Below are 12,810 nucleotides of genomic sequence, written 5' to 3'. Positions count from 1 at the left end.
TTGATTAAACGAGCACGGTCAACGCCCCAAAGCCCATGCCTGGCGGGCCTCTCCGTGCAAGGTGATTAACGAAACCTTATCATCGTGGTGCTACCAGAACGCGACTCAAGACGCGGCTGGATACGGATGATCCCTTTGCCATCGGACGGTTCGGTATCGATCGCGGGACGGTCTCCCCGGCTCGACGCGGAGGCCGTCGAAGCGATCGTCACCTTGCCGACTTTCAAGCGGCCCGAACAGCTGCTGGAGACGCTGGCGTCGCTGCGCCAGCAGCAAACCGGCAGGCGCTTTGCGGTCATCGTTATGGAGAACGAGGCCGAGGCGCGTGACGGTGCCAAGGCCGCGCTGCCGCTGTTCGAGTGCGGCGAGATACCGGGCATGGTCATCATCGCGCATGAACGCGGCAATTGCAGCGCCTATAATGCCGGCTGGCAGACGGCGATCCTGCATTTCCCGAACTTCAGGCATCTGCTGGTCATCGACGATGACGAGATTGCCGATCCGCAATGGCTGGAGCGGATGTGCCGCGCGGCCGAAACGCTCGGGGCCGATATCGTTGGCGGGCCGCAGGTGCCCGTCTTTGCCGATCCTGCCCACGCGACATGGGCCGAGCATCCTGTCTTCGCGCCTCCCTACCGGGAGACGGGACGGGTGCCCGCACTCTATTCGTCCGGCAATCTTCTGATCGGGCGTAACGTGCTGACAGCGATGGGGCCGCCTTTCCTCGATCTCAGATTCAATTTCATGGGCGGCGGCGACTCCGACTTTCTCAGCCGGTCGGCGCAAAGGGGCTTCGTGCTGGGCTGGTGCGCCGAGGCCAAGGTGCGGGAGACCGTTCCGGCCCGGCGCGTCCAGACCGACTGGATCCGTGCCCGCAGCCTGCGCAACGGTGTCATCTCGACGCTGGTGGAAAAGAAGAAGCGCGCCGGCACGCCCTTCGCAGGTGCCAAAGTGTTCGCCAAGAGCCTGGCGCTCCTTGCCGTCTCGCCGCTTCGCGGCATGATGCGGCTGGCGCGCACCGGATCGCCGGCGATCGCCATCTACCCCGTCCATGTGGCGCTCGGCCGCGTGCTGGCCGAATTCGGATATGCCAATGAGCAATACCGCCAGCCTGAGAAAAACTGAGCGCGCGCCGCTCGGCGCCGCGTTCACGCGCGAGGGCGTGGCGACCGCGATCGCGGCGCTGCTGTTCACCGTCATCATGGTGTCCTTCCGCCCGTTCCAGCCGGCCGGCGCCGAACTCACCGGCGAAGGCGGCGACATCGTCAATCAGCTCGGCTTCGGCTCACTCGGCGCGGTTTCGGTCTTTGCCTTGATGGCCTTCGCCGACCCGCGCGTCGTGCGCTCGCTGCTCAGCCCATCCTGGATTCTGATGCTGGGCTTCTTCTTCCTGTCGGTGGTGCTGGCAACCGATCCGCCCTCGGCGATGCGCGCGGCGTCCTTCACCATGATCGGCATCCTGACGATGGCAACGATCCTGGCGCTGCCCCGTGACGCCGAGTCTTTCTCCAGGGTCATCATCTTCACCGCCGTCGCGGTGATGGGCCTATCCTATCTCGGCCTCATCGTCTTTCCACACGAGGCGATGCACACGGCCGACTCGCAAGAGCCCGAACATGCCGGCCTGTGGCGCGGCGTGTTCACCCACAAGAACATCGCCGGACCGATCATGGCCTGCTTCAGTTTCGCCGGCCTTTATCTCTATCGGCGCGGTCAGCGCTGGTGGGGCGCTGGCATCTTCTGCGCGGCGATGATCTTCATGCTGCACACCGGCTCCAAGACCACCGCCGGGCTGGTGCCGTTCTCGATCCTGATCGTGATGTTTCCGAGCCTGATAGGCATGCGGCTCGGCACGCCGATCCTGTTTGCGCTGGCGATAATCGCCACGGCGGTCGGCACGCTGGGCATCGTCTTCCTGCCGCCGATCAAACATCTGGCGGCGATCTATTTTCCCGACATGACCTACACCGGCCGCACCACATTGTGGGAGTTCGCCGGCTCGATGCTGGCGAAGAAGCCGTGGACCGGCTACGGCTATGAGAGCTTCTGGGGCACGCCGCTGCTGTTCAACCAGGACCAGCCCTTCGATCGCCCCTGGGACATCAGGACCATCGTGCACGGCCATGACGGCTATCTCGACATTGCCGTGCTGATGGGCATCCCTGCCCTTTGCGTGGCGGTCTACACTTTCCTCATCGCACCGCTGCGCGACTACATGCGCATTCCGCAGCGCAAGGAAAACATCTTTCTCGGCGACTTCTTCATGATGGTGGTGCTGTTCACCGCGCTCAACGCCTTCCTCGAGAGCTTCTTCTTTCATCGCGGCGATCCGGTCTGGCTGTTCTTCGTGCTCGGCGTGCTGGGTCTCAGGCAAGTGTCGCTGCGGCCGATCGCGGTGCGCACGCCCGTCCAGCGGTCCTGAGAGGGCTTCCCCACCGATCCGCGAGCGTCTATGTCATGGCCTTTCCTCGGAGGGCTCTCGATGACGATCAGGCTTGTTCTCGCCGGCTGCGGCAATATGGGTTACGCCATGCTCTCGGGCTGGCTGAAGTCCGGCAAGCTCGCACCCTCAGCGGTTTTCGTGGTCGAGCCCAACGCGGACCTGCGCAATCGGGCCGCCGCACTCGGCTGCGGCACCGCGGCGGAAGCCGAAGCCATTCCGACGAATGCCGTGCCTGAACTCGTCATCATCGCGGTGAAGCCGCAGGTGATCCGTGACGTCACCGCCGCCTACAAGCGCTTCGGCGACGGCCGCACCACTTTCGTCAGCATTGCCGCCGGAACGCCGTCGGCCACCTTCGAGCAAATCCTCGGCAACCGCGCGCCGATCGTGCGCTGCATGCCCAACACGCCGGCTGCCATCGGCAAGGGCATGATGGTGGTGTTTTCCAATCCCCTGGTTTCCGACGACGCCAGGCGTTTCGTCGCCGACCTGCTTTCGGCCAGCGGCGAAGTGGCTACCATCGATGACGAGAGCCTGATGGATGCGGTGACCGCCGTGTCCGGATCGGGTCCGGCCTACATCTTCCATTTCATAGAAGCGCTGACCGTGGCCGCCGAGAAGGCCGGCTTGCCGGCGGCGACCGCCAGGCTGCTTGCCATGCAGACCGTCTACGGCGCCGCGTCGCTTGCAGCGGAAAGCAGTGAGGACCCGGGTGTGCTGCGCCAGCAGGCGACCAGCCCCAACGGCACGACGGCGGCCGCGCTTGGCGTGCTGATGGGCGAGGACCGGCTGACCAAGTTGCTCACCGACGCGGTGGAAGCGGCGCGGCTAAGGTCGATCGAACTGGGGAAATAAGTGGGGACAGCTCGGGGTGTGTCAGGAATATCCCCACATGTCGCTGATCTCGTCCTTATCCATAGTTCGGCCACCCGCTCCTGCCTTGGCTCTAAGATCGTGAGCTATGATGGCAAGCCTTTTGGCGAGCGAGAGTTGCTTTCGCTGCAGTTCGGATTCAAGCGCTTTGAAGACCGCCTTGGCCATCGACGTATTGCGCAAGTCTGCAAGCCGTCTCGCCAATTCGCGTGCGCGCGGATTTCTGATGTAGAGTTTCATCTGGGTCCTCGACGCTATGATTTTGACAGAATAGAAGCCTGAGCGGTAGTTCCTAACGTCGTCATCCTAGGGCGAAGCAGGAGCGAAGCTCCGTCGCGGAGACCCTAGGATCCATGCCGGGAGCTCAATGGAAGGGCGCAGCGGAGCAAAATTCTGCCACCGCTGCAACGCCTCTAATTCACGGCATGGATCCTGGGGTCTGCGCCGCGTCGCTACGCTCCTTGCTTCGCCCCAGGATGACGAAGTTGCGGTTACCGCTTTCCCGGCAATGCGAGGCTAGCTTCCGTACAGCATTTCGTCCTGCAGACGGCGCAGCGCAAACAGCCTGGTCGTCTGGTCGGGCGCGGCATTGTCGGCCGTCAGCAGATCACCTTTCCTGACTGGTTTCAGCACCTTGCCGCCCTCGAGCAGGCCGACCGGGACGGCGCGCTGAGCGCGGGCTTCGCGAACGGTCATCGTCCAGGAGCGATAGCAAGTTTCGCCGATCGCATCGAAGGTCTCGCCGACGGCGAGATCGCGCTTGGCAACGGCGCAGACCTCGGCAACCGGCCGCGGCAGCGGCACCATGTCCGGTTTGCCGAACAGCACGATGCGGGCGGCGGTGAGCGGCACTTCGAGCGACGTCAAATGGTAAGGCCGGAACAGGCTGTAATAAGGGCCGTGGCCGATATGCAGGTCGTCCATGCGTTCGATGATGCGCGGATGCGTCGCCTCGACGATGACGAAGACGCCGGGCGCCACACCCTTGCCGATGGTGTAGTCGACGACGCCCTTCTTCAGCAGGAGGCCACCGTCCTCGCGCGGGATCAGCACCTTGACGAGGTCGTCGCGGTCGGCCTTGGGACCATGCATGCCGGGCACGTCGGGCACGCCCGGCTTGCCGGTCGCGTCGATGGCGACGTCGATCAGTGGATTGGTGACCAGCATCTCGTTCGAGGTGATGGCTATTTTTCCCGCCTCGATCGCAGCAGTGACTTTCGATGCGGTGTCGGCTTCAACCGCCATCGCACCAGCCCGGTGGCGTTGGCGATGGCGCACATCTCGACCATGGTCTTGGAGCCGTCGACGAACTCGACCAGCATGCGCGGGTTCATGTTGCGGCGGATCGCTTCGTCGCGATAGTCGTCGGGCCGCCTCGTCGCCATAGGCGATGCGGATGGCATCGCGCGCGGTGTGCGGGCGCCGGGTCGAGACGGCGCAGACCGCAATGCCGGCATCAGCATGCCTTGCGTGACCAGGTCCGTGCCCATTTCGCCGGAGCCGATGACGCCGATGCGCACGGGGCGGCCCTCGGCGGCGCGTCTGGCGAGATCGCTGGCAAGTCCCGTCAAGGCGACATTGGTCATGCAGGGATGTCCACAGCTTCTTGATTCGAGGCCGGATTAGCAGGGACGGGTCCGCTGTGCCAATAAAACCGCTCGCGGCCGGCGATTTCCAATGGAATCGCCGGGAAACGGCGCATTCGCCGCGAATTATTGGCCCAAAGGGTTGCCAATTGACATTGTCGTGAACAGCCACAATAAAACATTCGTTTGCTAACAAAGGCAAATGTTCACTCCGAAACACCGCTCGGACGAGCATTTCGCCTCTCGTTAGATTTGGGGAGGCCTTTGCGCCAAGGCGGCAAAGGCGTGGACGAGACAACGGAGCATCCTCGGGCAGAGCCCGTGGCTCCAGGGGAGGAAGAATGGATACTCTACTCGCTGGCCTCAAGGGGGCCATCGACACGCTCGGCGCGACAATCCTGCTGCCGATCGTCATTTTCATCATCGCCGTGGTTTTGGGCGCCAAGGTCAGCAAGGCCTTTCGCGCCGCCGTCACCATCGGCGTCGCCTTCATCGGTATCAACCTCGTGCTTGGCCTGATGTTCACGTCGATCGGCGACGTGGCCAAGGCCATCGTCACCAACACCGGCATCCATCGCGACATTATCGATGTCGGCTGGCCCTCGGCGGCTGCGATCGCCTTCGGCTCATCGGTCGGGCTTTGGGTCATCCCGGTCGGCATCCTGGTCAACATCGTGCTGTTGCTGACGCGCATGACGCGCACGCTCAATGTCGACGTCTGGAATTTCTGGCACTTTGCCTTCGTCGGCTCGCTTGTCGTGGCCGCCACCGACAATCTGGCCTACGGCATTGCGATCGCGGCGCTCGTCGCGGCGCTTTCGCTGCTTTTCGCCGACTGGTCGGCGCGCGCGGTGCAGCAGTTCTACGGCGTTCCCGGCATTTCGGTGCCGCATCTCGCCTCGGCGCAGATCCTGCCGATCGCCATCATCCTGAACTGGATCATGGACCGTATTCCCGGCATCAACCGCATCAACATCAACACCGAAACCATCGAGCGCCGCTTCGGCGTGTTCGGCGAACCGGTCGTGCTCGGCCTCATCATCGGCCTCGTGCTCGGCGCCATCGCCTTCTACAATGCGGGCGATCTCAGTGTGGTCCTGGCCAAGGTGCTGGGCACCGGCATGACGCTGGCCGCGGTGATGCTGCTTCTGCCGCGCATGGTGAAGATCCTGATGGAAGGCCTGCTTCCGGTTTCCGACGCGGCGCAGGAATTCGTGCGCAAGCGCACCGGCGACCGCGAGCTTCTGGTCGGCCTCGATTCGGCGATCCTGATCGGCCATCCCGCGGCGATCTCGTCGTCGCTGATCCTGGTGCCGATCGCGATCATCCTGTCGGTGATCCTGCCGGGCAACCGCGTCATCCTGTTCGCCGACCTGGCGGTCATCCCGTTCATCGTCGCCATGACCGCGCCGCTGGTCAAAGGCAATGTGTTCCGCATGGTGGTGATCGGCACGGTGACCCTGGCGATCGGCTTCTATGTCGCCAACGCGCTGGCGCCGCTGTTCACCAGTGCGGCCGTCGCATCGGGCTTCAAGCTGCCGGCGGATGCGCTGCAGATCACCTCGGTGGTCGACGGCTTCCTGTGGGTGCCCTACGTGATCATCGAGGCGATCCAGGGGCTTGGCCTTATCGGCATCATCATCATCGCGGTGACCATCGCAGCGCTGTTCGTGCTCTACCGGCGCAATACGCTCGGCTGGGAGCGGGCGGCAGGCGCCGAGGACGAGCCGGCCGAACACACCGCCTGAGCCTTGGCGGCTTCAATCTGAAACGATCGTGCGCCCTCCCCGGGCGCACGATTCATCGACGGAGCAAGACATGTCCGACGGCCTCATGCAGCTTCTGGATCCCGAGGCGATCGTGCTCGGATCCGATGCCTCGACCAATGAGGAGATCATCCGCATCCTCGCCGGGCGGCTCGAGGCGCTTGGCTATGTCAAAAGCTCCTATGCCGACGCGGTCGTGCGCCGCGAAATGACCATCCCGACAGGGCTGCCGCTGGAGCGCGCCGACAATGTCGCGGTGCCGCACACCGATCCCGAGCATGTGCTGAAGCCCGGCATCGCAATGGGCACGCTGAGAAAACCGGTGACCTTCGCCAACATGGAAGATCCCGACGAGAACTTGCCGGTCGGCTTCGTCTTCCTGCTTGCCATCAATGACAGGGATAAGCAGATTGAAGCGCTGCAATCCGTCATGGAGACCATCCAGAACCCGCAGGCATTGGACGGCTTGAGGTCGGCCAGCAACCTCGACGACGTGCGTGCCGTGCTCGGCTGATAACCAAGGAGGAGCAGCAAATGTCCAAACAGAAAACCATTCTCTTTGCCTGCGGCACCGGCATCGCCACCTCGACGGCGGTCAACGTCGCCGTGACCGAGGCGATGAAGAAGCGCGGGCTTACCTTCAACGCGCAGCAGGCCAAGGCGACCGAAGTCCCGGGGCTGGCCGACAGCGTCGACTTCATCGTCGCCACCACGCCGATATCGGCTTCGGTGACCAAGCCGGTCATCAAGGGCCTCGCCTTCCTCACCGGCATCGGCAAGGACAAGGTGCTCGACGAGATCGAGGCGCAACTGCGCAAGTAGGTCGCGGACGGCGCGGCCTTGTCGATATAGCCTCAGACCACTCTGAGGTAGCTGGTCATGCCTGATTTCTGGTGCTCGATGATGTGGCAATGCAGCAGCCAGTCCCCGGGATTGTCGGCGACGAAGCCAAGGCTCACCTTCTCATTGGGCTGGATGAGGTAGGTGTCGGAAATCAGCGGCTGAACCGGGCGCGTCGACGACGACAGCACCTTGAAGCTCATACCGTGCAGATGCATCGGATGCGATTGCGGCGTAAGGTTCTCCATGTCGATGACGTAGCTCCCGCCGAGCTTCAATTCGGCCAAAGGCGCGGTTGGATCGGATGTATCGCCCGGCCACGGCACTTTGTTGATCGCCCAGAAGCTGTAGCCGAGCGAGCCGCATATGCCGTCGCTCGGGACGTTCTCCGCCGTGGCGCTGAGCGTCAGCGAAATATGCCGGGCAGCGGTGAGATCGACCTCGGCCACCGGATTGACCCCCAGCGGTGCGAGATCGCGGCTGTCACGTTTGAGGGAGGTTCCAACCGCGCGCAGCGTTGCCAGGGCTTTCGGCTTGGTGCCCCTGACGTCCCGCAAGGTCACGAGCGCGCCCTCGTCGTCGGGCATGCGGACAGCGAGTTCCAGACGCTGACCGGGTCCGATCAGCAGGGCATCGGGTGCAAAACGCCGCGGCACCGGGTTGCCGTCCAGCGCGATGACATCAGCGTCGGCGCCGTCGACGCGAAAGGCGTAGATTCGGGTGACATCGGTGATTGCAACGCGCAGCCGCACCAACCCGCCGGCCGGCGCGTCATATTGCGGCTGGTCGAGCCAGTTGGCGGTGCGCACCGTGCCGTAGGTGCCGGTTCTCGCCGCATCGCGCGGCCGGAACTGGTCGATGAACTGGCCGTCGTCGCCAAGGCGCCAATCGCGCAGATTGAGGACAAATTCGGCGTCGAATTTCGGATCGTTCGGGTTTTCGACCACGATCACGCCAGTCAGGCCGCGCCCCATCTGCTCCAGCGTATTGCAATGCGGGTGATACCAGAAGGTGCCGGCATCGGGCGGGGTAAAGGCGTAGTCGAAATGATCGCCGGTGTAGACGTAAGGCTGCACCAGGAAGGGCACGCCATCCATCTTGTTCGGCAGGCGAATGCCGTGCCAGTGGATGGTCGTCGGATCGTCGATGGCGTTTATCAGACGCGCGGCGAAGGGCTCGCCCTTCTTCATCCTCAGCACCGGCGGCATTTCGGCGTTGCCATAGGTCAGCACATCCCTGGTCGGGCCGACATCCATAAGCTTCGCCTGGATTTTTGCCGTCCGCAGCACCACCGGCTCGGGCGTGGCCGCGGCCCAGCCGCCAATCCTGCCGACCGCGGCAAGCCCGACACCGCTCGCGCCAGCGATGGCGGCGGTTTTCAAAAGCCTGCGGCGTGTGATTAGGGTCATTCAGCGCTCCAACTGCAGGGTGCCCCGCATCCAGTGCGCCTTGGATCACAGGCGAGCCACCGGCGCAAACGTCGACACATTGCACATTGGCATTGCTTGCGCCATCACTTCGAAACCGAAGTCGGTTTCGTGCCCTCTGACACCAGGGCCGAGTCATTGCCTCCCCAGGATCCCGACGACTTATGCCTGATCGACGCTCGCCAGGAAACGGGCGAAGACAGGGTTGAAGCGGTCGGGCGAATCCCAGAACGGCGCATGGCCCGATTTGTCGAGCAAATGCGCCTTGCCTTCCCACAGGTTGGAAAACTTGACCGCCGCGACGAAATCGGTGTTGACGAAAGGCTCGTCGATGCCGTTCAGAACGGCGATCGGCGGTGTCTTGCCGGCGACGATCTCGCGCTGGTTGCGGCCGGTGCCGGCGGCGAATTTCTCGAACATCAGGCGTCGCGCCCGCCCGTCGGTGCGCGCGACCGTGTCGATGAGGAACGGCTCGAACGGTTCGCCGCAGGTGCTGCGCGCGTAAGCCTCGACGTCGGCGGCGGTGAAGACCTCCTGTCCGGCAAGGTGCATATGCGGGCTCGGCTTGAAGCCGTTGCCGACTTCCTCGGGCGACACCGGCGGGGTGCCCGTTATCATCAGGCCGAGCAGGCCAGGATACCGGTCGATCATCTCCAGCCCGATATGGCCGCCGAGCGACCAGCCGAAGACGATGGCCTTGCCGACACCGAGCAGGCCGAGCACTTCGGTCATCGCGTCGGCGTAGCCCTCCATGCTGTAGGAGCGGTCCGGATCGATGGCATCGCCGGACGCGCCGTGCCCAGGCAGATCGGGAGCGATGAGGTGGTAGCGTTCGCCGAGCGGGCTCTCGAGCTGGTTGCGGAAGACCGCGCCGGAAGACGAATTGCCGTGGATCAGCAGCACGGCGGTGCCTTTGCCGTCGGTCTCGCGAACGGCGATCCTGCCGTGGCTGGTTTCAAGGGTGTTCTGCGAGATCGTCATCTTTGGCTCCGTCTGAAATTGCCCTGTTTCGAGGCAGTTGCACAACAAAGCGCCGCCACCTCCCCTAGCCCTGCCATAACATTTTCCCGGTCTCATGCCGTTGAAAAATCCTTTTCAAATAAGAACAATTATGCGTAGATTGTCAATTATCCAACTCCCGATGAACGGGAGGAAAACAGGGAACGGCACGATGAAATCCAAATCCGCAGGCAACAGAATCCGCCATATGCTGATGAGCACAGCGCTAATCGCAGCGTTTGCCACGGCGAGCGCACCGGCCTTCGCCGATGTCGTCAAGATCGGCCTGCTGGCGCCGATCACCGGCCCTGCCGCGGCGGACGGCCAGGAATTCCAACGCGGCGTGCAGATGGCGATCGATGAGGCGAATGCCGCCGGCGGCGTTGCCGGCAACACGTTCGAACTGGTGGTCGGCGACGTCAAGGATCAGTCCGCCGGCAACGTCACCAGCGCGGTCGAACGCCTGCTTGGCGATCCCGGCGTGCAATTCATGCTCACCGGCTACGCCAGCCTGACGAATTTCGAGATCGACAACATGGCGGAGGCGGAGATGCCCTACATGCTGGCGGCCAACTCTCAGCAGACCAGGGACATCATCGCGCCGAGCCCCGACAAATACATGTGCTGCTGGTCCCTGACGCCATCCTTCGACGCCTACAATACCGACGTCACCCTGTTCGTCGAGAAGCTCGCGGCCGACGGCAAGATCACCTTGCCGACCAAGAAGGTCGCCATCATCTCCTCCGACAATGCCTATTCGAAGACCATCTCCGAAGGCATGAAGAAGACCTTCAAGGAGAAGGGCTGGACCATCACGGTCGACGAGATCGTGCCGTTCGGCGAAGTGACCGACTGGCGCCCGATCCTGGCCAAGGTGCGCGAGAACGTTCCCGACGTCGTCATCAACACCGACTATCTGCCGGGCAATTCGGCGTCCTTCCTGAACCAGTTCCTCGAGCAGCCGACCAAGAGCCTGGTCTTCCTGCAATATGCGCCGAGCGTTCCGGAGTTCGTCGAACTCACGGGCAAGAAGTCGAACGGTGTCATCTACAATCTTCTGGGCGGTGCCCTGACGACGCCGAAGAACCCGCGCGCCGACGAGGTAGCGGCCAAATTCAAGGCCAAATACGGCGTCGAAAGCGGCACCTATGGTGTCGGCCTCTATGAAATGACCAATGTCTATTTCGACGCGGTCAAGAAGGTCGGCGGCGCATCCGACCATGCGGCGATCATGAAGGCGCTGTCGGAGACCGACAAGCAAGTCGCTGAAGGCCGGCTGAAATTTGATCCCGCCACGCATCTCGCGACGCAGGGCGACGACTATATCCCGATCACCTTCTTCCAGATCTGGGACGGCCAACGCACGCTGATCTCGCCGGAAAAATACGCCACCGGCGCCTTCAAGCCGCAGCCCTGGATGCAGTGAGGCATGGCTCTGCTTGAACTGGACGACGTGTCGAAGGCCTTCGGTTCGCTGAAGGCCGTCGACGGCGTGTCGTTCAAGGTCGAGGCCGGCGAAATTTTTGGCATCGCCGGTCCGAACGGCAGCGGCAAGAGCACGCTGTTCAACATCATCACCGGCATCCCGTTCGGGCCGGACAGGGGCCACATCCGTTTTGACGGGACCGCGATCAATGGCAAGCCTGGACATGCCATCGCGCGCCTTGGCCTTGCCCGCACCTTTCAGCGCGAGACCAGCTTCGACGGGCTGACCGTATTCGAGAACGCGTTGATCGGCGCCAGCTACGGCCGGCAGGAGAAAGCGGCGGCCGCCGCCCGAGACGCGGCGGCCGAGGCATTGGAATTCGTTGGGCTGGGGCCTGCGTCCTTCGGGCGGCTGGCCGGCGAGCTTTCCGTCTTCGAACGCAAATGCCTGATGCTTGCCACCGCCATCGCCATGAAGCCCCGCATGCTTCTGCTCGACGAGCCGGCGTCGAGCCTGACCAAGCCCGAGATCGAGACGTCGATCGGGCTGATCCGCCGCACCGCCGAGCGCGGCATCACCATTCTCCTGATCGAGCACGTGCTGACCTTCCTGATGAGCCTGTCGCGGCACCTTCTGGTGCTCAACAATGGTCGCGTGCTCGCCGCCGGTGAACCGGAGAGCGTGATTGCGGACCAGCGCGTCATCGAAGCCTATCTCGGAACCCGGAGGGCGGTGGCGTGAATCCCATCCTCACCGTCGAAGGCGTCACCGCCGGCTATGGCCGCGTCACCGTGCTGCACGACATTTCGATGGAGGCCGGCCGCTTCGGCAATGTCGGCCTGTTCGGCCCGAACGGCCATGGCAAGACGACGCTGCTGCGCGCCATCTCCGGTCTCCTGCGGCCGAAGAGCGGCCGCATCCTGTTCGACGGGCAAGACATATCAGGCCTCAGCGCCCGCGCCATCGTCGGCACCGGCCTGATCCACGTGCCGCAAGGCAACCGGCTGTTTCCCGACCTCTCCATCGCCGACTGCATGAAGCTGGGCGCCTATTCGCCGCGTGCCCGCCCACATGAGCGGAGAACCGCGAGAAGGTGATCAGGCTGTTCCCGAAACTGGCGGAACGCTGGCGCCAGCGCGTGCGCACGCTGTCCGGCGGCGAGCGCCAGATGGTGTCGATCGGCACGGCGCTGATGAGCCATCCACGCCTGCTGATCCTCGACGAGCCGACGCTTGGGCTGGCGCCCAAGATCAAGGACGAGCTCTGCGCCTCCGTCATGGACATTTCGCGCGGCGGCGTGCCGCTCATCGTCGTCGAGCAGGACATCGAATTCCTGCTGGAGCTGACGCAGCAACTCTACCTCGTCAACCATGGCGCGGTGGCGACCAAGATCAAGCCGGGCGAAAGCCTCGACCACGGCGAGATCATGTCGATGTATTTCGGACACTAG

Annotated in this window: 14 protein-coding genes and 2 pseudogenes; 10 read left to right on the top strand and 6 right to left on the bottom strand. The window is 63.5% G+C overall.

The features are described 5' to 3' along the window. The first annotated feature begins 126 nt into the window (after positions 1 to 126). Genes EN851_RS27425 through proC form a run of 3 tightly spaced genes read left to right on the top strand, consistent with a single transcriptional unit; the run spans position 127 to position 3,298 of the window. Complete coding sequence (locus EN851_RS27425) at positions 127 to 1,125, top strand: glycosyltransferase (RefSeq protein WP_135930395.1); 999 nt, start codon at positions 127 to 129, stop codon at positions 1,123 to 1,125. Next, on the top strand, positions 1,094 to 2,422 hold the full coding sequence (locus tag EN851_RS27420; protein WP_135930394.1) for an O-antigen ligase: 1,329 nt from the start codon (positions 1,094 to 1,096) through the stop codon (positions 2,420 to 2,422). The genes EN851_RS27425 and EN851_RS27420 overlap by 32 nt, the downstream gene beginning before the upstream one ends. Positions 2,423 to 2,482: 60 nt before the next feature. Beyond that, positions 2,483 to 3,298: a pyrroline-5-carboxylate reductase gene (proC, locus tag EN851_RS27415; RefSeq protein WP_135930393.1), complete on the top strand. Its 816-nt coding sequence runs from the start codon at positions 2,483 to 2,485 to the stop codon at positions 3,296 to 3,298. Between the two features lie 21 nt (positions 3,299 to 3,319). On the opposite strand, the gene EN851_RS27410 is transcribed toward proC, so the two are convergent. The 4 genes and pseudogenes from EN851_RS27410 to EN851_RS37750 all read right to left on the bottom strand — a co-directional run. After that, a complete protein-coding gene (locus EN851_RS27410) occupies positions 3,320 to 3,556 on the bottom strand; it encodes a type II toxin-antitoxin system VapB family antitoxin (protein WP_127278914.1) in 237 nt (78 codons plus the stop codon). Between the two features lie 276 nt (positions 3,557 to 3,832). After that, positions 3,833 to 4,564, bottom strand: a pseudogene (locus EN851_RS27405) (hypothetical protein); the annotation flags it as partial. Then, complete coding sequence (locus tag EN851_RS37895) at positions 4,501 to 4,650, bottom strand: hypothetical protein (protein WP_348630736.1); 150 nt, start codon at positions 4,648 to 4,650, stop codon at positions 4,501 to 4,503. The pseudogene EN851_RS27405 and the gene EN851_RS37895, both read right to left, overlap by 64 nt. 37 nt (positions 4,651 to 4,687) lie before the next feature. After that, positions 4,688 to 4,902 (bottom strand): annotated as a pseudogene (locus EN851_RS37750) (homoserine dehydrogenase); the annotation flags it as partial. Between the two features lie 341 nt (positions 4,903 to 5,243). Between EN851_RS37750 and EN851_RS27395 the strand changes: the two are divergent. The 3 genes from EN851_RS27395 (at position 5,244) to EN851_RS27385 (ending at position 7,490) form a co-directional block, all read left to right on the top strand. Next, positions 5,244 to 6,650, top strand: a complete 1,407-nt coding sequence (locus tag EN851_RS27395) for a PTS transporter subunit IIC (RefSeq protein ID WP_135930392.1) — start codon at positions 5,244 to 5,246, stop codon at positions 6,648 to 6,650. A 70-nt stretch (positions 6,651 to 6,720) separates the two neighbouring features. Next, a complete protein-coding gene (locus EN851_RS27390; protein WP_135930391.1) occupies positions 6,721 to 7,182 on the top strand; it encodes a PTS sugar transporter subunit IIA in 462 nt (153 codons plus the stop codon). Between the two features lie 20 nt (positions 7,183 to 7,202). Then, positions 7,203 to 7,490 (top strand): PTS sugar transporter subunit IIB, encoded by a 288-nt coding sequence (locus EN851_RS27385; protein ID WP_127278918.1) that lies wholly within the window; start codon positions 7,203 to 7,205, stop codon positions 7,488 to 7,490. Between the two features lie 32 nt (positions 7,491 to 7,522). Here the strand turns inward: EN851_RS27385 and EN851_RS27380 are convergent, their stop codons facing one another. Both EN851_RS27380 and EN851_RS27375 read right to left on the bottom strand, forming a co-directional pair. Continuing rightward, positions 7,523 to 8,917 (bottom strand): multicopper oxidase family protein, encoded by a 1,395-nt coding sequence (locus EN851_RS27380; RefSeq protein ID WP_135930390.1) that lies wholly within the window; start codon positions 8,915 to 8,917, stop codon positions 7,523 to 7,525. Between the two features lie 180 nt (positions 8,918 to 9,097). Next, positions 9,098 to 9,916 carry an alpha/beta hydrolase gene (locus EN851_RS27375; protein ID WP_135881018.1) on the bottom strand — a complete coding sequence of 273 codons (819 nt, stop codon included), beginning with the start codon at positions 9,914 to 9,916 and terminating at the stop codon, positions 9,098 to 9,100. A 190-nt stretch (positions 9,917 to 10,106) separates the two neighbouring features. Here EN851_RS27375 and EN851_RS27370 point away from each other — a divergent pair, with 190 nt between their 5' ends. The 4 genes from EN851_RS27370 to EN851_RS37740 are packed head-to-tail and all read left to right on the top strand — an operon-like array spanning position 10,107 to position 12,810. Continuing rightward, on the top strand, positions 10,107 to 11,360 hold the full coding sequence (locus EN851_RS27370) for an ABC transporter substrate-binding protein (RefSeq protein ID WP_135930389.1): 1,254 nt from the start codon (positions 10,107 to 10,109) through the stop codon (positions 11,358 to 11,360). A gap of 3 nt (positions 11,361 to 11,363) precedes the next feature. Then, positions 11,364 to 12,101 carry an ABC transporter ATP-binding protein gene (locus tag EN851_RS27365; protein WP_135861928.1) on the top strand — a complete coding sequence of 246 codons (738 nt, stop codon included), beginning with the start codon at positions 11,364 to 11,366 and terminating at the stop codon, positions 12,099 to 12,101. Further along, positions 12,098 to 12,457, top strand: a complete 360-nt coding sequence (locus tag EN851_RS37745) for an ATP-binding cassette domain-containing protein (protein ID WP_281041102.1) — start codon at positions 12,098 to 12,100, stop codon at positions 12,455 to 12,457. Before EN851_RS27365 ends, EN851_RS37745 begins: the two co-directional genes overlap by 4 nt. Continuing rightward, complete coding sequence (locus tag EN851_RS37740) at positions 12,454 to 12,810, top strand: ATP-binding cassette domain-containing protein (protein WP_281041101.1); 357 nt, start codon at positions 12,454 to 12,456, stop codon at positions 12,808 to 12,810. Before EN851_RS37745 ends, EN851_RS37740 begins: the two co-directional genes overlap by 4 nt.

The organism is Mesorhizobium sp. M8A.F.Ca.ET.208.01.1.1, from assembly GCF_004791315.1.
Taxonomy (GTDB): Bacteria; Pseudomonadota; Alphaproteobacteria; order Rhizobiales; family Rhizobiaceae; genus Mesorhizobium.
Note: the sequence above shows the minus strand (reverse complement) of the source record. Positions and strands in the feature narration are given on the sequence as shown.